13 protein-coding genes are annotated in these 19,548 nt (G+C 65.2%); all 13 read right to left on the bottom strand.

The window, feature by feature from the left end; all coding sequences use genetic code 11:
- Positions 1-651 precede the first annotated feature (651 nt).
- The 13 genes from KFB96_RS06245 to KFB96_RS26420 all read right to left on the bottom strand — a co-directional run bounded on the left by KFB96_RS06245 (position 652) and on the right by KFB96_RS26420 (position 19,547).
- Positions 652-1,533 (bottom strand): glycosyltransferase family 2 protein, encoded by an 882-nt coding sequence (locus KFB96_RS06245; RefSeq protein WP_300971341.1) that lies wholly within the window; start codon positions 1,531-1,533, stop codon positions 652-654.
- Between the two features lie 6,187 nt (positions 1,534-7,720).
- Entirely contained in the window at positions 7,721-8,323 is a 603-nt protein-coding gene (locus KFB96_RS27420) for a YdcF family protein (RefSeq protein WP_367115029.1), read from the bottom strand.
- The gene (locus KFB96_RS06255) at positions 8,262-8,534 is read right to left on the bottom strand and encodes a hypothetical protein (RefSeq protein WP_213465596.1); all 273 of its coding nucleotides are present in this window, start codon (positions 8,532-8,534) and stop codon (positions 8,262-8,264) included. Before KFB96_RS06255 ends, KFB96_RS27420 begins: the two co-directional genes overlap by 62 nt.
- Positions 8,535-8,620: 86 nt before the next feature.
- Positions 8,621-10,441 (bottom strand): heparinase II/III family protein, encoded by a 1,821-nt coding sequence (locus KFB96_RS06260; RefSeq protein ID WP_213465594.1) that lies wholly within the window; start codon positions 10,439-10,441, stop codon positions 8,621-8,623.
- Complete coding sequence (locus KFB96_RS06265) at positions 10,441-11,691, bottom strand: glycosyltransferase family 4 protein (RefSeq protein ID WP_213465592.1); 1,251 nt, start codon at positions 11,689-11,691, stop codon at positions 10,441-10,443. The genes KFB96_RS06260 and KFB96_RS06265 overlap by 1 nt, the downstream gene beginning before the upstream one ends.
- Positions 11,692-13,431: 1,740 nt before the next feature.
- On the bottom strand, positions 13,432-14,526 hold the full coding sequence (gene wecB / locus KFB96_RS06270; protein WP_213465684.1) for a non-hydrolyzing UDP-N-acetylglucosamine 2-epimerase: 1,095 nt from the start codon (positions 14,524-14,526) through the stop codon (positions 13,432-13,434).
- Between the two features lie 106 nt (positions 14,527-14,632).
- Complete coding sequence (locus tag KFB96_RS06275) at positions 14,633-15,064, bottom strand: hypothetical protein (RefSeq protein WP_213465590.1); 432 nt, start codon at positions 15,062-15,064, stop codon at positions 14,633-14,635.
- Positions 15,061-15,420: a helix-turn-helix transcriptional regulator gene (locus KFB96_RS06280; protein ID WP_213465588.1), complete on the bottom strand. Its 360-nt coding sequence runs from the start codon at positions 15,418-15,420 to the stop codon at positions 15,061-15,063. The genes KFB96_RS06275 and KFB96_RS06280 overlap by 4 nt, the downstream gene beginning before the upstream one ends.
- Positions 15,421-15,475: 55 nt before the next feature.
- Positions 15,476-15,898 carry a hypothetical protein gene (locus tag KFB96_RS06285; protein WP_213465586.1) on the bottom strand — a complete coding sequence of 141 codons (423 nt, stop codon included), beginning with the start codon at positions 15,896-15,898 and terminating at the stop codon, positions 15,476-15,478.
- Between the two features lie 56 nt (positions 15,899-15,954).
- Positions 15,955-16,530, bottom strand: coding sequence for a hypothetical protein (locus KFB96_RS06290; RefSeq protein WP_213501820.1), 576 nt, complete (start codon positions 16,528-16,530; stop codon positions 15,955-15,957).
- A gap of 31 nt (positions 16,531-16,561) precedes the next feature.
- Entirely contained in the window at positions 16,562-18,355 is a 1,794-nt protein-coding gene (locus KFB96_RS06295; protein WP_213501822.1) for a bi-domain-containing oxidoreductase, read from the bottom strand.
- Positions 18,356-18,709: 354 nt separating this feature from the next.
- Positions 18,710-19,153, bottom strand: coding sequence for a DUF29 domain-containing protein (locus KFB96_RS06300; protein WP_213465582.1), 444 nt, complete (start codon positions 19,151-19,153; stop codon positions 18,710-18,712).
- Positions 19,154-19,211: 58 nt separating this feature from the next.
- Entirely contained in the window at positions 19,212-19,547 is a 336-nt protein-coding gene (locus KFB96_RS26420; RefSeq protein WP_300971342.1) for a hypothetical protein, read from the bottom strand.
- Position 19,548: the final 1 nt, after the last annotated feature.

Genomic DNA, 19,548 nt, shown 5'->3' on the forward strand with positions numbered 1-19,548 from the left:
GCGGTCGGATACTGCTGCGCCGCATCTCCGCTCAACGGATTTCCGCCTGTCGTCGCGGTTTCAGCGACATCGGAGCCAATCCCCCGAGGAACCGCCCCCCCGCACCCGGTGAGTGACAGGGCGAGCAGAAAGATCGCAATCCAGACCGCCGGGACCGCCGTTTTCCTCAGACAAACGTCCCTTGGCCTTGCTCGTAATTCCGGCCATCGCGGTACGTGGCGCAGAGCGCCAGGGGGATGCGTGACACCGCGGAGCGGTGTCACGCGTCCTTGAAGGTTGGGTGGCCGGCCTAATGAGCGAGGCCCGTCCCTTCGATCAGAATCCGACCGTCGACTCATGCCGCAACCGCCATCCACGCAATGCGTTCCGTGTGGTCTTCGATCCACGGCACCCCGACAAATCTCGACGGCTCTCGACAAAGACATATTATTCACCCGACAAACAAAACGGCACTACTGCAGCGCCGTAAGCTTACCAGACCATCGGCCCAGCGTCTCCGAGCACAAAGGGTCACTCGCTCGTGACACCCGCTCCTCTCTCGTGACACCCGCGCCTCTCTCGTGACACCGCTCTGCGGTGTCACGCGTGCCCCTGGCGCTCCGCGCCACGTGCCACGATGGACAAAGTTACGGGTATCACGAACCGCCCCCCTCACCCAACCGATCGCAAAGACCCCCGCCCGCCAGCCGAGCCGACGCAGCCGGATCCAACGGCCCAACATCCTCCAAGAACGACAAGAAAGCGGCACATAATCAACGTCATCGCGAAACCGGTCAGACTCTTCGACCTTTCGCAACAATAAACTGCGGCACCTTGAACAGGTTTTTCCAAGCCAACGAACCGAGGCCGCCAACCGCGTTGGCGCGAAGGATACGATAGTCTTCCCGAGATTTTTGCAGCAGGTGCTTGAGCGACCGGTTGCTGCCCCCCGACCCGCATCCGAACCAGCACCTCCGGCACATAGACCACCCGACCGGACAACTGCATCAGCATCCGCAGCATGAGGTCGTAATCCCCGGCAATGCCATAACGAAGGTCGAAGCCACCGAAACGCTCGTACAGCGAGCGGCGCAGATAGAGCGTGGGATGCGGAGGCGCCCAGCCCCAACGCAACCGGCTGCGACGATACTCCCCGGAGCGCCAGTACCGAATGACACGTAGAGTGTCCTCGCGAGCGACATACACCAAGTCCCCGTAAACAGCATCCACACCGGGATCGGAAAATGCGTCGGCGACGCGCGTCAAGACATCCGGGTCAGCAAAGACATCGTCCGCATGCAGGAAACCCACCACCTCCCCGCTCGCCCTGTCGATCCCCTTGTTCAAACCGTCATAAATGCCCCCATCGGGCTCGCTGACCAGCACGGCAAGCTGGTCGCGGTGCCCCCGCAAGATCTCCAAGGTCCCGTCCCGGCTTGCCGCATCGATCACGACATGCTCTCGATCGGGATAGGACTGGCTCGCGACCGAGGCCAAACAATCGCCGACGGTTTCCGCGCAACAGCAGGTCGTCGTCACCACCGAAATCTTCATCGGCACCTCCCTCTGCCCCACCATAGTGATCAGTGTATACCCGTCGCAACAACGCGTCGCAAGAAGCAACCGTCCGCCTCGACCCTATGCCCCGGATCCGTGCCAAGACGCCGCCCCGGCTCGGCCACCCGCGAAGTCGCCCCTACCCCTACCCGGTCTTGGGGGAAACCGGGGACGTACCACGGTCATCGCGATCGGCGACGAATCGGCCTCGCCTGCTTCCGAGCGATCTGCTTGGGGCCGGCGCATCCCTGATTCGATGTCGGCGCCGACGCCCCGCCGTGCCGGGCGCGCCAACGGGGCGGTTGCGGGACAAGTGTAGCGGCGACTTTAGTCGCCCTCTCGCTCCTGCGGTTTGGTTTCCGGGCGACTGAAGTCGCCCCTACCCATAGGCGACTGAAGTCGCCGCTACCCATGGGCGACTGAAGTCGCCGCTACACCTACCCGGGCATGCGGGAAACCGGGGACGTACCACGGTCATCGCGATCGGCGACGAATCGGCCTCGCCTGCTTCCGAGCGATCTGCTTGGGGCCGGCGCATCCCTGATTCGATGTCGGCGCCGACGCCCCGCCGTGCCGGGCGCGCCAACGGGGCGGTTGCGGGACAAGTGTAGCGGCGACTTTAGTCGCCCTCTCGCTCCTGCGGTTTGGTTTCCGGGCGACTGAAGTCGCTCCTACCCATAGGCGACTGAAGTCGCCCCTACCCATGGGCGACTGAAGTCGCCGCTACCCATGGGCTACACCTATCCGGTCTTGGGGGAAACCGGGGACGTACCACGGTCATCGCGATCGGCGACGAATCGGCCTCGCCTGCTTCCGAGCGATCTGCTTGGGGCCGGCGCATCCCTGATTCGATGTCGGCGCCGACGCCCCGCCGTGCCGGGCGCGCCAACGGGGCGCGGTTGCGGGACAAGTGTAGCGGCGACTTTAGTCGCCCTCTCGCTCCTGCGGTTTGGTTTCCGGGCGACTGAAGTCGCCCCTACCCATGGGCGACTGAAGTCGCCGCTACCCCTGGGCGACTGAAGTCGCCGCTACCCATGGGCGACTGAAGTCGCCGCTACACCTACCGGGCATGCGGGAAACCGGGGACGTACCACGGTCATCGCGATCGGCGACGAATCGGCCTCGCCTGCTTCCGAGCGATCTGCTTGGGGCCGGCGCATCCCTGATTCGATGTCGGCGCCGACGCCCCGCCGTGCCGGGCGCGCCAACGGGGCGCGGTTGCGGGACAAGTGTAGCGGCGACTTTAGTCGCCCTCTCGCTCCTGCGGTTTGGTTTCCGGGCGACTGAAGTCGCCCCTACCCATAGGCGACTGAAGTCGCCCCTACCCATAGGCGACTGAAGTCGCCCCTACCCCTGGGCGACTGAAGTCGCCGCTACCCATGGGCGACTGAAGTCGCCGCTACCCCTGGGCGACTGAAGTCGCCGCTACCCATGGGCGACTGAAGTCGCCGCTACCCCTGGGCGACTGAAGTCGCCGCTACCCATGGGCGACTGAAGTCGCCGCTACACCTACCGGGCATGCGGGAAACCGGGGACGTACCACGGTCATCGCGATCGGCGACGAATCGGCCTCGCCTGCTTCCGAGCGATCTGCTTGGGGCCGGCGCATCCCTGATTCGATGTCGGCGCCGACGCCCCGCCGTGCCGGGCGCGCCAACGGGGCGCGGTTGCGGGACAAGTGTAGCGGCGACTTTAGTCGCCCTCTCGCTCCTGCGGTTTGGTTTCCGGGCGACTGAAGTCGCCCCTACCCATAGGCGACTGAAGTCGCCCCTACCCATGGGCGACTGAAGTCGCCGCTACCCATGGGCGACTGAAGTCGCCGCTACACCTACCGGGCATGCGGGAAACCGGGGACGTACCACGGTCATCGCGATCGGCGACGAATCGGCCTCGCCTGCTTCCGAGCGATCTGCTTGGGGCCGGCGCATCCCTGATTCGATGTCGGCGCCGACGCCCCGCCGTGCCGGGCGCGCCAACGGGGCGCGGTTGCGGGACAAGTGTAGCGGCGACTTTAGTCGCCCTCTCGCTCCTGCGGTTTGGTTTCCGGGCGACTGAAGTCGCCCCTACCCATGGGCGACTGAAGTCGCCGCTACCCCTGGGCGACTGAAGTCGCCGCTACCCATGGGCGACTGAAGTCGCCGCTACACCTACCGGGCATGCGGGAAACCGGGGACGTACCACGGTCATCGCGATCGGCGACGAATCGGCCTCGCCTGCTTCCGAGCGATCTGCTTGGGGCCGGCGCATCCCTGATTCGATGTCGGCGCCGACGCCCCGCCGTGCCGGGCGCGCCAACGGGGCGCGGTTGCGGGACAAGTGTAGCGGCGACTTTAGTCGCCCTCTCGCTCCTGCGGTTTGGTTTCCGGGCGACTGAAGTCGCCCCTACCCATAGGCGACTGAAGTCGCCCCTACCCATGGGCGACTGAAGTCGCCCCTACCCATGGGCGACTGAAGTCGCCGCTACCCATGGGCGACTGAAGTCGCCCCTACCCCTGGGCGACTGAAGTCGCCGCTACCCATGGGCGACTGAAGTCGCCGCTACCCCTGGGCGACTGAAGTCGCCGCTACCCATGGGCGACTGAAGTCGCCGCTACACCTACCGGGCATGCGGGAAACCGGGGACGTACCACGGTCATCGCGATCGGCGACGAATCGGCCTCGCCTGCTTCCGAGCGATCTGCTTGGGGCCGGCGCATCCCTGATTCGATGTCGGCGCCGACGCCCCGCCGTGCCGGGCGCGCCAACGGGGCGCGGTTGCGGGACAAGTGTAGCGGCGACTTTAGTCGCCCTCTCGCTCCTGCGGTTTGGTTTCCGGGCGACTGAAGTCGCCCCTACCCATAGGCGACTGAAGTCGCCCCTACCCATGGGCGACTGAAGTCGCCGCTACCCATGGGCGACTGAAGTCGCCGCTACACCTACCGGGCATGCGGGAAACCGGGGACGTACCACGGTCATCGCGATCGGCGACGAATCGGCCTCGCCTGCTTCCGAGCGATCTGCTTGGGGCCGGCGCATCCCTGATTCGATGTCGGCGCCGACGCCCCGCCGTGCCGGGCGCGCCAACGGGGCGGTTGCGGGACAAGTGTAGCGGCGACTTTAGTCGCCCTCTCGCTCCTGCGGTTTGGTTTCCGGGCGACTGAAGTCGCCGCTACCCATGGGCGACTGAAGTCGCCGCTACCCATGGGCGACTGAAGTCGCCCCTACCCATAGGCGACTGAAGTCGCCGCTACCCATGGGCGACTGAAGTCGCCGCTACCCCTGGGCGACTGAAGTCGCCCCTACCCCTGGGCGACTGAAGTCGCCGCTACCCATGGGCGACTGAAGTCGCCCCTACCCCTGGGCGACTGAAGTCGCCGCTACCCATGGGCGACTGAAGTCGCCGCTACACCTACCGGGCATGCGGGAAACCGGGGACGTACCACGGTCATCGCGATCGGCGACGAATCGGCCTCGCCTGCTTCCGAGCGATCTGCTTGGGGCCGGCGCATCCCTGATTCGATGTCGGCGCCGACGCCCCGCCGTGCCGGGCGCGCCAACGGGGCGCGGTTGCGGGACAAGTGTAGCGGCGACTTTAGTCGCCCTCTCGCTCCTGCGGTTTGGTTTCCGGGCGACTGAAGTCGCCCCTACCCATGGGCGACTGAAGTCGCCCCTACCCATGGGCGACTGAAGTCGCCGCTACCCATGGGCGACTGAAGTCGCCGCTACCCCTGGGCGACTGAAGTCGCCGCTACCCCTGGGCGACTGAAGTCGCCGCTACACCTACCGGGCATGCGGGAAACCGGGGACGTACCACGGTCATCGCGATCGGCGACGAATCGGCCTCGCCTGCTTCCGAGCGATCTGCTTGGGGCCGGCGCATCCCTGATTCGATGTCGGCGCCGACGCCCCGCCGTGCCGGGCGCGCCAACGGGGCGGTTGCGGGACAAGTGTAGCGGCGACTTTAGTCGCCCTCTCGCTCCTGCGGTTTGGTTTCCGGGCGACTGAAGTCGCCGCTACCCATGGGCGACTGAAGTCGCCGCTACCCATGGGCGACTGAAGTCGCCCCTACCCATAGGCGACTGAAGTCGCCGCTACCCATGGGCGACTGAAGTCGCCGCTACCCCTGGGCGACTGAAGTCGCCCCTACCCCTGGGCGACTGAAGTCGCCGCTACCCATGGGCGACTGAAGTCGCCGCTACCCCTGGGCGACTGAAGTCGCCGCTACCCATGGGCGACTGAAGTCGCCGCTACACCTACCGGGCATGCGGGAAACCGGGGACGTACCACGGTCATCGCGATCGGCGACGAATCGGCCTCGCCTGCTTCCGAGCGATCTGCTTGGGGCCGGCGCATCCCTGATTCGATGTCGGCGCCGACGCCCCGCCGTGCCGGGCGCGCCAACGGGCGCGGTTGCGGGACAAGTGTAGCGGCGACTTTAGTCGCCCTCTCGCTCCTGCGGTTTGGTTTCCGGGCGACTGAAGTCGCCCCTACCCATGGGCGACTGAAGTCGCCCCTACCCATGGGCGACTGAAGTCGCCGCTACCCATGGGCGACTGAAGTCGCCGCTACCCATGGGCGACTGAAGTCGCCCCTACCCTGGGCGACTGAAGTCGCCGCTACACCTATCCGGTCTTGGGGGAAACCGGGGACGTACCACGGTCATCGCGATCGGCGACGAATCGGCCTCGCCTGCTTCCGAGCGATCTGCTTGGGGCCGGCGCATCCCTGATTCGATGTCGGCGCCGACGCCCCGCCGTGCCGGGCGCGCCAACGGGGCGGTTGCGGGACAAGTGTAGCGGCGACTTTAGTCGCCCCTCGCTCCTGCGGTTTGGTTTCCGGGCGACTGAAGTCGCCCCTACCCATAGGCGACTGAAGTCGCCCCTACCCCTGGGCGACTGAAGTCGCCGCTACCCATGGGCGACTGAAGTCGCCGCTACACCTACCCGGGCATGCGGGAAACCGGGGACGTACCACGGTCATCGCGATCGGCGACGAATCGGCCTCGCCTGCTTCCGAGCGATCTGCTTGGGGCCGGCGCATCCCTGATTCGATGTCGGCGCCGACGCCCCGCCGTGCCGGGCGCGCCAACGGGGCGCGGTTGCGGGACAAGTGTAGCGGCGACTTTAGTCGCCCTCTCGCTCCTGCGGTTTGGTTTCCGGGCGACTGAAGTCGCCCCTACCCATAGGCGACTGAAGTCGCCCCTACCCATAGGCGACTGAAGTCGCCCCTACCCCTGGGCGACTGAAGTCGCCGCTACCCATGGGCGACTGAAGTCGCCGCTACCCCTGGGCGACTGAAGTCGCCGCTACCCATGGGCGACTGAAGTCGCCGCTACCCATGGGCGACTGAAGTCGCCGCTACCCATGGGCGACTGAAGTCGCCGCTACACCTACCCGGGCATGCGGGAAACCGGGGACGTACCACGGTCATCGCGATCGGCGACGAATCGGCCTCGCCTGCTTCCGAGCGATCTGCTTGGGGCCGGCGCATCCCTGATTCGATGTCGGCGCCGACGCCCCGCCGTGCCGGGCGCGCCAACGGGGCGCGGTTGCGGGACAAGTGTAGCGGCGACTTTAGTCGCCCTCTCGCTCCTGCGGTTTGGTTTCCGGGCGACTGAAGTCGCCCCTACCCATAGGCGACTGAAGTCGCCGCTACCCATGGGCGACTGAAGTCGCCGCTACCCATAGGCGACTGAAGTCGCCCCTACCCCTGGGCGACTGAAGTCGCCGCTACCCCTGGGCGACTGAAGTCGCCGCTACCCATGGGCGACTGAAGTCGCCGCTACCCATGGGCGACTGAAGTCGCCGCTACCCCTGGGCGACTGAAGTCGCCGCTACCCATGGGCGACTGAAGTCGCCGCTACACCTACCCGGGCATGCGGGAAACCGGGGACGTACCACGGTCATCGCGATCGGCGACGAATCGGCCTCGCCTGCTTCCGAGCGATCTGCTTGGGGCCGGCGCATCCCTGATTCGATGTCGGCGCCGACGCCCCGCCGTGCCGGGCGCGCCAACGGGGCGCGGTTGCGGGACAAGTGTAGCGGCGACTTTAGTCGCCCCCTCGCTCCTGCGGTTTGGTTTCCGGGCGACTGAAGTCGCCCCTACCCATAGGCGACTGAAGTCGCCGCTACCCATGGGCGACTGAAGTCGCCCCTACCCATGGGCGACTGAAGTCGCCGCTACCCCTGGGCGACTGAAGTCGCCGCTACCCCTGGGCGACTGAAGTCGCCGCTACCCATGGGCGACTGAAGTCGCCGCTACACCTACCCGGGCATGCGGGAAACCGGGGACGTACCACGGTCATCGCGATCGGCGACGAATCGGCCTCGCTTGCTTCCGAGCCCGCGAGTACGGGTCCGCATCGACCTCGACCACATCGCCCGACCCCTCCCACCCAGATCACCGCCCCACCAATGCCCCAAATATCCTTCCACGCCATGGACGTCAGCCCCAACGCATCGAAGCTCGGCAGCCAACAGGCCGGTCCGCTGCAGGTGCCGAGCGCGCGATAATCGGCCCCGACCGGAATCACCTCGAAACCGACGCGCTCGAACAAGGGGACGGCCCGCCGCAGATGCCAGGCGGAGGTCACCAGCAGCACCCGGTCGATACCCAACGGCTCCACAAGCGCCCGACTCGCTTCGGCGTTGCCGCGCGTGTTCCGACTCTGCGATTCGGAGAGGATCGCCGACCGCGGCACGCCCAAATCGACCAGAAAGCTTGCATTACAGCGTCGAAAGGAGCGCCTACAACGATCCTCTGGATCGATTTTGGATCTCCCAGATCGAGCTTCTGAAAATCCTGGCAAGCGAAGGATGAAGGGGGTCGTCTTCTCGAACCTCGGATTTTGCCTTCTCCGACAGCTCCATCGTTTCCCAAAGCACTCCCCAAGGCAGCTCCTTGTGCTGCATGTCGATCACCGTCTCCAGCTCCTCGACAGTCGCCCGATCCAGCGGGCGCTTGCGCAGCCCCTTGGCGAGTCGCCGCTGATGAGCAAACTTACCGAAACCCAAGAACATAAAACCCTCCTTCCGCTCTCGAAATGGCGAGGACTTCAAGCACCCGAACCACTGTTGCACAAGGCTCCTCGAAACCCGACAAATCCTCACCCCCAATCGAGGACCATTGTGCACTCGCCGTCAGAGATCTCGACCTCCAGACACTGCGCCGGCAAAGAGCGGCCAAACTCAGGATGCCACACATCGGTCACGAGCCGGGCCTGTCCCTTGGCGATGGACCAGCGAACGCTCTGCCCGGCGGGCGGGACGAGGTGGCCCTGCAGCCCTTCCCCGTCGGCCTGGATCTGCGGATGCAGATGGAAGCGAGCGATCGCCTTGCCGTATTCGCCCTCCAGACGGTCGGTCACCGTCAGCCGACCCGGTGTCATCTCCCAGGTGCGACGATGCAACGGGCGTCCGCGCAGGCGCCGATAGCCATCGTGGGCGGCCGAGACGCGCAGCAGAGCCACTGCCGCGTTGCCGGGCTCGGATGACGCGCCGCCGCGCGTGTCCCGGTCCAGCAACGGATCGTAGCCGAGGTCGGACACCGTCTCCACCCGCACATCCAACGGTCGCGCCCGCCTCGCGACGCGAAAACCGCCCCAGACCTCGCTTGAATCGGCGCCGTCGATCTGGACCGTGCTGTGCGCGGCGCTCCCCCGCTCGGCGAGCCGCTCCGGTCCGCTGCCGTATCGAGAGGTGCCCCCGTTGACGATGACCCGCTGGCCGAACAGGGACAATTCGAACGACAAGGTATCGGCGTGTGCGTGGCCGGGAAGATAGTCCGGACCGATCGGCGCGACGTCCAGGAGCGCCACGGCAGAACCGGCTTCCAGACGCACATAGCCGGACTCGCGCAGCCAGAACGCGCGGGGGACGTCGGGGTCTGGTGTGGGGTTGGGACCCGGGGCTTCCGTCAGACGCTCGCACGCAGCAGAGACTGTGCAGGTATTCACCGCAGGTCGGGGTAGCGCAGCGTGACCCGACATCCCGGCTGGAGCTCGGCAGGAATCACAAAAGCCGAGTCGCCGGCGGTAATCGTTCAACTGCGCCAGTGTCGGCGCAATCCCGAAGGCGGCGTCGTTGAAGAAGCCGATCTCGCCATCGGGGTGACACATGGCCTGCAGCCAGGACGTCATCACATCGGCCCGATCCCTGTAAAAGGCGACGGCCGCGGGCTCCGTCGTTTCCGGATAGGCTCCGGCCAGGTTGAGCAGATCCAGCCCGTCATCGAGCAGGATGGCGTGATACATCGGGCTGCGCTCGAAATGCCCGCCGTCGGGCAGGATCTGCTCGGGCAGCTCGCGCCCCAACAGCCGCAGCCCAAGCGCACGCCATTGATCCGCCTCCGGCCCGACGAAAAAGGCCCCGGCATAGACCAGGGCCTTGGCATTGGCGACCAGATGATTGCCGAGCAGATGGTGCTCGAGACGTCGTCGCAGCCAACGCGTCTGCACCGCCAGGCTCTGCACGCACTCGGGCGGCAGCTCATTGCCCGCCAGCGACCACTGGATCCAGTTCACGATGCGCAGCGAGGTCGGATAGGGCTCCCAGCCGTTGCCCGCAACAGGCGGGTTCTCCGCGACCCAGCGCAGCAGCAGCGCGCGATGCCAATCGGCACGCGCCGCTGCGGCCACCGCGTTCAGATCGTCGAAATAGTGCAGGTTGTAGAGCCAGAGCTTATCGCGTGCCGGATCGTTCCAAGCGCTCGGCCCCAGAACCCGGTGCTCGGCGTTCAGAAACCGAAAGGTCTCCGGCCCCTGCATCGACACCGCAGGCTCCGTCGGCGCCACCCAGGCACCCGTGGCCGCGCGCAAGCCCGGCGCCGGGCGCAGATCCGGCCGGGGTCGATACAACCGAAACCAGAGTCGACCGTAGAACTGCACCGGACGCAGATGGCGCAGCGTATGCCAGTAACGCAACAGCATCAGCGCCCCCTCCCGCCGACGTCTTCGAGCACATGCAACATGCGTCGGGCCAATTCCGAGCGGTTATAACGCGGTGCGGCCTCCAGGCAATGCCTGCGTAGATCTTGGTAAAGCGCCGGATCCCGCGTCAGCCGCAGCAGGCCGTCGCACAATGCCTCGGCGCTCTCCGGCTCGAACACCAGCCCGACGCGTTCGCGCTCGACGATCTCGGCGGATTCGCCCGCCACACCATGCAACACCGGGATCCCCATGCCCATGCACTCAAAGAGCTTCGAGGGGATGACTTGCGTGAAGTTGTCGGCCTTGCGCAGATGAATGATGGAGATGTCCAGCAGCGACCAGTAGAGCGGCACCTCGGCCTTCGACACCGAGTCAAGGAAGACGACGTTGGTCAGCCCCATCTGCTCTGCGGTCGCCTTCAGCGCCTGCTTCTGCGCCCCGTCACCCAAGAGCACGAAGCGCACATCCCGGCCCTCGGGCAGTGCCGCCATCCGGCGTGCCGCCATCCGGCGTGCCGCCTCCAGGACCGTCTCCAATGCATGCGCCATCCCGTGGGTGCCGATATAGCCGGCGACCAGCTTGCCGGTCAGCCCGAGCCGATCGGCCAGCTCCGGATCACGCTCCATCGGCCGGAAACGGGTCAGGTCGACCCCGTTGGTGACCACCTGGATTTTGGCGCCGTCGATACCGCGCGCAATCAGATTGCGGCGGAAGGACTCGGTCACCGCGACCACCCCGGCGGCTCGGCGATAGAGAAACAGCTCCAGACGCTCCATCAGTCGAAGCGCGGCTGAATCCTCCATCGCGCCGACGGTCTTGATCGACTCCGGCCAGAGATCGCGCAGCTCGAACACGAACGGCCGCCAGCGAAAGACCGACAGCATCCAGGCCGCACAGTTGGTAAAGAACTGCGGCGAGGTCCCGACGATCACGTCCGGTCGGCGGTGCACCAGGCCGGCCAGGAAAGCCGTCACCATAAAGGACATATAATCGATCGTCCGCTTTGCGATGCCCTCGTTGGCCGTGATGTAGGTCCAGACCCGCACCACCTCGATGCCGTCCATGCGCTCGCGCTGCCAAAGCCGATTGCGGTAACCGTCGAAGACCTTGCCGGTCGGGAAATTCGGTGCCCCCGTAATCACCGTCACCCGATGACCCGCCCGCACCCACTCGCGACAGTGCTCGAAGGTGCGCGAAGCCGGGGCGTTGACTTCGGGTGGGAAGTTGTCGGCCAAGAAGAGAATGTGCATCACAAATCCATGTTTAGTCCAACGATATTCAGAGACAGCCCCATCCGGAGCTAACTCGCTCACACGCACCAGCGCCCAACCGGCGCTCACGCTTCACCCCCCGAATCTGGCCCCCACGCTCTGCGTGGGAGCGAGCTCCGGGTAGGGGTAGGGGCGACTTTAGTCGCCCGGAAACCAAGCCGCAGGAGCGAGGGGGCGACTAAAGTCGCCCCTACACGCCCCTACACGCCCCTACACGCCCAGACAAGCCCCTACCGCCCGGCAGCCGCTTGGATGAGCTCGGCTGATCCGCCATCTCGGATCTGGCCCCCACGCTCTGCGTGGGAGCGAGCTCCGGGTAGGGGTAGGGGCGACTTTAGTCGCCCGGAAACCAAGCCGCAGGAGCGAGGGGGCGACTAAAGTCGCCCCTACACGCCCCTACACGCCCCTACACGCCCCGACAAGCCCCTACCGCCCGGCAGCCGCTTGGATGAGCTCGGCTGATCCGCCATCTCGGATCTGGCTCCCACGCTCTGCGTGGGAGCCGCCTCGGGACGCTCCGCGTCCCTGCCGCCGAAACCGCGGAACCCACCAGACGAGGTGCCTGCTCCGACCACGCGGAGCGTGGGAGCGAGCTCCGGGTAGGGGTAGGGGCGACTTTAGTCGCCCGGAAACCAAGCCGCAGGAGCGAGGGGCGACTAAAGTCGCCCCCCTACACGCCCCTACACGCCCCGACAAGCCCCTACCGCCCGGCAGCCGCTTGGATGAGCTCGGCTGATCCGCCATCTCGGATCTGGCCCCCACGCTCTGCGTGGGAGCGAGCTCCGGGTAGGGGTAGGGGCGACTTTAGTCGCCCGGAAACCAAACCGCAGGAGCGAGGGGGCGACTAAAGTCGCCCCTACACGCCCCTACACGCCCCTACACGCCCCGACAAGCCCCTACCGCCCGGCAGCCGCTTGGATGAGCTCGGCTGATCCGCCATCTCGGATCTGGCTCCCACGCTCTGCGTGGGAGCGAGCTCCGGGTAGGGGTAGGGGCGACTTTAGTCGCCCGGAAACCAAGCCGCAGGAGCGAGGGGGCGACTAAAGTCGCCCCTACACGCCCCTACACGCCCCTACACGCCCCTACACGCCCCTACACGCCCCGACAAGCCCCGACAAGCCCCTACCGCCCGGCAGCCGCTTGGATGAGCTCGGCTGATCCGCCATCTCGGATCTGGCTCCCACGCTCTGCGTGGGAGCGAGCTCCGGGTAGGGGTAGGGGCGACTTTAGTCGCCCGGAAACTAAGCCGCAGGAGCGAGGGGGCGACTAAAGTCGCCCCTACACGCCCCTACACGCCCCTACACGCCCCGACAAGCCCCTACCGCCCCGACAAGCCCCGACAAGCCCCTACCGCCCGGCAGCCGCTTGGATGGGCGAGCCTGGGGCCTCTCAGCTGCTCCCGGCCGGGATTAGGATCTGGCTCCCACGCTCTGCGTGGGAGCCGCCTCGGACGCTCCGCGTCCCTGCCGCCGAAACCGCGGAACCCACCAGACGAGGTGCCTGCTCCGACCACGCGGAGCGTGGGAGCGAGCTCCGGGTAGGGGTAGGGGCGACTTTAGTCGCCCGGAAACTAAGCCGCAGGAGCGAGGGGGCGACTAAAGTCGCCCCTACACGCCCCGACACGCCCCGACACGCCCCGACACGCCCCGACACGCCCCTACCGCCCGGCAGCCGCTTGGATGGGCGAGCGTGGGGCCTCTCAGCTGCTTCCGGCCGGGATCATGGCGTAAGCAGCGTTTCAAGCGCCGAGACAATGCGCTCGCCGGTGTGGCCGTCCCACAGCTCGGGGATCTCGCCTCTCTGCCAATCACCTGCAAACAGCCGATCCAGTGCCGGACCGAGCTTGGCGGGGTCGGTGCCGATCAACGCATTGGTGCCGATGCTGACCGTCTCGGGTCGCTCGGTGGAATCGCGCAGCGTCATGCAAGGCACGCCCATGACCGTGGTCTCTTCCGTGATTCCCCCGGAGTCCGTGATCACCGCCTTGGCGTGCTTCACCAAATAGTTGAACTCCAGATACGGCTGCGGCTCGACCAGATGCAGGCTCGCGGGCACGTCCCCCAGCTCCTTCAGGGTCTTGGCGGTGCGCGGATGCACCGGGAAGATGACCGGGAGACCGCGCGTCCCCTCGGCGATCGCCGCCAGCATCAGGGTCAGCGCATCGGCCGTATCCACGTTTGCAGGCCGATGCAGGGTCACCACGAAATACTCCCCCGCCTGCAACCCCAACCGACTCCAGAACGCGGGCGGCTGCAACCGATCCAGGTTGGCTAGAAGGGTGTCGATCATCGTGTTGCCGACGAACAGGATCCGCTCCTCCCCGACCCCGGCCTTGCGCAGATTCGCGTTCGCGAACTCGCTCGTGGTGAAGAACCAATTGGTGATGGCGTCCGTCACCATCCGGTTGATCTCCTCCGGCATGGTCCAATCGCCGGAGCGAATGCCGCCCTCCACGTGCGCCACCGGCACACACAGCTTCTGCGCCGCGATCGCGCAGGCCATGGTCGAGGTCACGTCCCCCACCACCAGGCAGAGATCGGAGCGCGCATCGAGCAACAACCGCTCGTAACCGGTCATGATCGCCGCCGTCTGCTCGGCCTGTGTTCCGGACCCGACCTCCAGATTCACATCCGGCTGCGGAATGCCGAGCTGCTCAAAAAAAGCCCCCGACAGGCGGGGGTCGTAGTGTTGGCCGGTATGCACCAGACGGTATCGCAAGGCTCCGCCCGCTGCTTTCCTGGCCTCGAGCGCCCGGATAATGGGCGCGATCTTCATGAAATTCGGGCGTGCGCCCGCGATGATGTCGATCAGCATAGGGAATGACTTCATGGTCTGAGTGGGAAGACGGGCGTCGCGGACGCTTTTGCAGTCAGAGGTTCATCGACTCGCTTCGTACGCGGATGGTCCTTCAGCGTCTCGATCAATCGCTTCTCGCCCGTCTGATGCGCAAGGGACGACTAACCAACTCAGCGCCGTCCACCTCGGCAACCACGCGCAAAACCGTTTCCTCATCCACCTGAAATGGAGACAGGACCACTACCAACGCGATCCGAAGCAGTTGTTCTTCGAGTACCTCTTCAGGGTTGGTGCTCTTGACTTCTTCAGACGGCGGCAGTAATCCATCCGACTCGAGCAGACATTGGTCACCCTGCATGATCCGGATTCGCGCCGACGCAACCTCATCGCTCCTCGGCAGGATCAGCGTTGAAACCAAGCAGAGCTTGGGGAGTACCACCGGTAGCGATCCGGAAATAATAAGATCGCCGGGATAAACGCCGATGAAGCTCTGCTTGTTGCCGATTTCCTGGCGAACGTCATCGCAGTAAATCACCTCAAGCTGACGTCCGATCATGACTGCGTCTCGCGCTTGGCGGCAACAGCATCGGAAATGGTATTAACATCCACGGAGAGCACCACCGCAAGCTTTCGTACAGTCGAGAGCAGCGGATCGTCCAACCCGGCTTCTATGCGCGACAATCGCGACTGCGACGTCCCGATCCGTTGTGCCAACTCTTTCTGAGAGAGCCCTTCACGCATCCGCAGTGCCGCCAATGACCCATCGGGATATAACGTTTTTGCCAAGCGCCCGCGTGCGTTAGCCAGCGCCCTAGAACGCTTCGGATTCGTTTCAGCCTCGGCCAACCGCTCCTCGATCGATCGATAACCTGAAGGCTGAGGCGGATGAACGAACGATGCTTCCAAACGCATGAAGCTTTTGTCCGATGCTGTCGTTGGATCACCGCTTATGATTCGACGGACAAACTCAGGGGATTCCAAGCGCTTGGTAGGCGTTGATGATTCGCTGAGTGAATGGGTGTTTGGGGTCATAGTCAAAATCCCTCGGCACGATGCCCAGGATGTAGTAGCGCCGTTGTTTGCCATGAAAAGCGTAGATGACACGATAAGACGCCGCGTCACCCGGAAAGCCGAACAGCCGAAGCCGCCAAAGACCATAGTGTTTCCACAGGCTCTCCCAGCGACGCACCTCGAAGTCGAACCCCGCATCGTAGCTGCGGTATCGATTTTCCAAGAGGTGATCAAGCACCGTCTGAGATGACGCCGCTTCCTCCAGAAAGACGTCGATACCGGCGGCCCCTTCCTCGTCGACCTGATACAGCGCCTCGAGATCTTTTTCAGCATCCTCATGGATGCTCATGCTGTAGGCGCTGACGCGAGAGTATTTCATACCGTCCTCGGTATGGCTATGTGGTTTTTCAAGTTCCTTCGCAAGCGTGCTGGCGCTTACGGCTGCGCGACCTCGATCGCCACCCGACTGACCTCCAGGATCTCCTCCAACGGAATCGGCGCCGGCCCGCCGTTGCGCAGCGCTTCGACGAAGGCGGCGGCGCAGGCACGCTGTCCCTTGTCCTGGCGCCAAAGGTTCATGGACTTGAAGCCGGGCCAGCCGAAGCCGACGAGGCGACGGAAGTTGTCCAGTTGCAGCACCCGCCCGGCGGCGAAGACCTCGAGCCGCTCTTTCGGGAACGCCTTGCTGCCGTTGGCGAGGTAATGCACGGTGCCGATCGAGCCGTCGGAAAAGCTCAGGCTGATGCTGACTGAATCACCCGTGGCCGAGTCCATCGCCAACGCCTCGACGCGAGCGATCGGTGCATCGGCCAGAAACCGCAGCAGATCGATGAAGTGGCAGGCTTCGCCGACGATGCGCCCGCCGCCCACCGCCGGATCCTGCGTCCAGTGATCCGCCGGGATCGCCCCCGCGTTCACCGTCATCACGAACGCCTTCGGCCCGGTCACACCCGCCAACAGCGCCTTCATCTTCTGCACCTGCGGCGCAAACCGTCGGTTGAAGCCGACCATAAGCAAAGGCGGTATCCCACGTCCGCCCCGTTCATTCCCCAAGGCTCCATTGGCGGAAAAGGCGGGAGGACCAGAAGCAGCATGCGCGATCGGGCCCCCTCCCCCCCCCCCGCGGGGGAGGGGCCGGGGGAGAGGGGGAAACCACCGCCTTGATCTCATCCAACTCCCCCAACGTCAAACACAACGGCTTCTCGACAAACACCGCCTTCCCCGCCGCCAAGCCCTGCAGAACCATCCGCGCATGGCTATCGTGCCGGGTCGTGATCACCAGTGCATCGGAATCCGGATCCGCAAACAGCGCCTCCGTATCCGTCGTGGTACGCGCGAAGCCGAACTTCTTGCCCGCATGCACCCCGCTCACCCCGCCGCTGGAGGCCACTGCGACCAGTCGCGCGCCCGCGGCTTTGAAGGCGGGGATCAGTACGCCGGTTGCGTAGTTGCCGGAGCCGATGAAGCTGACTGCCGGGCTGCTGGACGCGGAGCGCCCCGGCGACACTCCCACGCGGAGCGTGGGAGCGAGTTGCGTGTCTCGGCGCGCGGGTGCAAGCTGCCGTCTCTCTACCCCCTCCCCGTCTTCCCCAAAACCAACCGTCCGCTCCAGCAACCGCCCCGTATCCCCACCCGGATACTCCAGCACAATCCCCAACGAGGGCTCGGCACCGCCGACCACCGCATAAGCCCGCTCGGCATCCGCCAACGCAAACCGATGCGAGACCAGCGGCCCCACATCCAGCCGCCCGTCGGCCAGCATGTCCAGCACCGCCTCGAAGTTGCGCTGCTCGGTCCAGCGCACGAAGCCGATCGGATAATCCTGCCCCTGCTCCTCGTAAAGCGGGTCATAGCGCCCCGGCCCGTAGGAGCAGGAGACCTGAAAACTCAGCTCCTTCTCGTAGAAATCAGCCCGTGAGAGCTCCAGCCCAACCACCCCCACCAGCACGATCCGCCCGCGCTTGCGACACATGAGCGCGGCTTGATGCACCGGCTCGTTGCTGCGGGTCGCGGCCGTGATGATCACCGCATCCACCCCGCGCCCCCGCGAGAAGCCCTCGGCCACCGCCACCGGATCCTGTCCGGCCGACAGATCCACGGTCTCGGCGCCGAACTGCCGCGCCAACGCGAGCCTCGTCGGATCCATATCGATGCCCAACACCCGGCACCCGTGCGCCCGCAGCAACTGGACCGTCATCAACCCGATCAACCCGAGCCCGGTCACCACCACCGCCTCGCCCAACGTCGGCGCCACCAACCGGATGCCCTGCAAGGCGATGGCCCCGATCACGGTAAAGGCCGCCGCCTCATCCGACACCCCGTCCGGGATCCGCGCGCACAGATTGACCGGCACGCTCACCATCTCGGCATGCTTGCCGTTGGACGCGACACGGTCGCCTACGCGGAAAGGCACTGGAGAAGGCACTGAGGCACTGAGGCACTGAGGCATTAAGGGCTCCCCGCCGCTCTGCTCAGTGCCTTTCTGCCTCAGTGCCTCCTTGCCTTTCTTCCCTGCTTCACTGCCTTCTTCAACAACCACCCCCACGTTGCAATAGCCCAACGCCAGCGGCTGCCCGAGCTTATTGCGCACCGCCTCCACCGTCGGCACCAGTCCATCGGTCTTCACCTTCTCCAGCACCTGCCGCACCTTATCCGGCTGCTGGCGGGCCTTCTCCAGCGGATTGGCCTTACCGAAGTCCACCAGCATGCGCTCCGTCCCCGCGGAGATGAGCGAGCGGGTGGTCCGGATCAACACCGCACCGCGTCCGACACGCGGGCACGGCACCTCGGCAAGCTCGGTGCTGCCGTCTTTAAGATTCTGGAGGATTTGTTTCACTGCGATCCCGATTCAATGCGTAAAACGCGAACAGATGTGGCGGCGAGGACCCTGTCGGCCGTGCAGAACACGAGAGGCGAATCCCGGAAACTCGTAGACATCTGCCAAGCAGGGGATGTGGGTGAGTCGGGGATCCTCGGTGACTGCGACAGGCTTAGGTGATTTCCGGGAAAGCATCGACCAACATGTAGGGGCGACTTTAGTCGCCCGGTAAGCATTGGCAACACGCACGGCCGGGATGATCATTCCCGGAAATCGCCTAAGGTCTCAACACAAGCCTCGACCGACCGATAAAAAAGGATGTGACTCGCCAAGGGATTGAGGTCGGATTCAGCGAGGGGATGCGGAGGCATGTCAGGCATCTCCAGGCAACCAATCGTCCTCCAGCAAACCATCCGGCGCGTAAGGCAACGCCTCGGGGAAGTGCGCCTCCGACAAGCCGGTTTCCTTGCTCGCCAATGTCGCGCCATCTCGATAGGCGGACGCGGCGGCCTCTGCGAACAGAGGCTTGAGGCTGGGAGAGTCCTGAAGCAGGTCGCGTATGCGTAGCCTTTGCTCCAGGATGGAACCTCGCCGGGAACTGGACCGATGCGCTGGCTGGTACTGCCATTTGAGCAGATGCCCCAGCAGAATTTTCAGCCGACTGACCAACTCCTGGCGATCGCGACGCCCCATCGTTTCCAGCTCCTCGACTAAACGCTCGATGTCCAACTCCTGGAATCGGCGTTGCCGGAGCAACTCCGCGGTCTGTTGGGTCCAGGCATGAATGTCGTGCTCGTAAAGATTGGTCATCGTCATTCAGCAATCCTCGTCGTGTCGCCGCCTTGCATCGCCAGCGATATCGGCTCCCCTCGTTCTATTCGTTCCCAAGCGGAGAGACTGTGCAAATATTCCTGCGATGGGCCGAAAGACAGCATGGCGTAGGCTGGGGTGAGCTTGCGAACCCCGGCATTTCAACCGGTTGCAAATCCGCGGATGCAGGGGTTCGTTCCTCACCCCGGCCTACGGCGAATTCTTTCACAATCTCGGAGCTTGGGAACGAGTACAACCCGAGCCCGGTCACCACCACCGCCTCGCCCAACGTCGGCGCCACCAGCCGGATGCCCTGCAAGGCAATCGCCCCGATCACGGTAAAGGCCGCCGCCTCATCCGACACCGCGTCCGGGATCCGCGCGCACAGATTGACCGGCACG

Source organism: Thiocapsa sp. (assembly GCF_018399035.1).
Lineage (GTDB): Bacteria > Pseudomonadota > Gammaproteobacteria > Chromatiales > Chromatiaceae > Thiocapsa.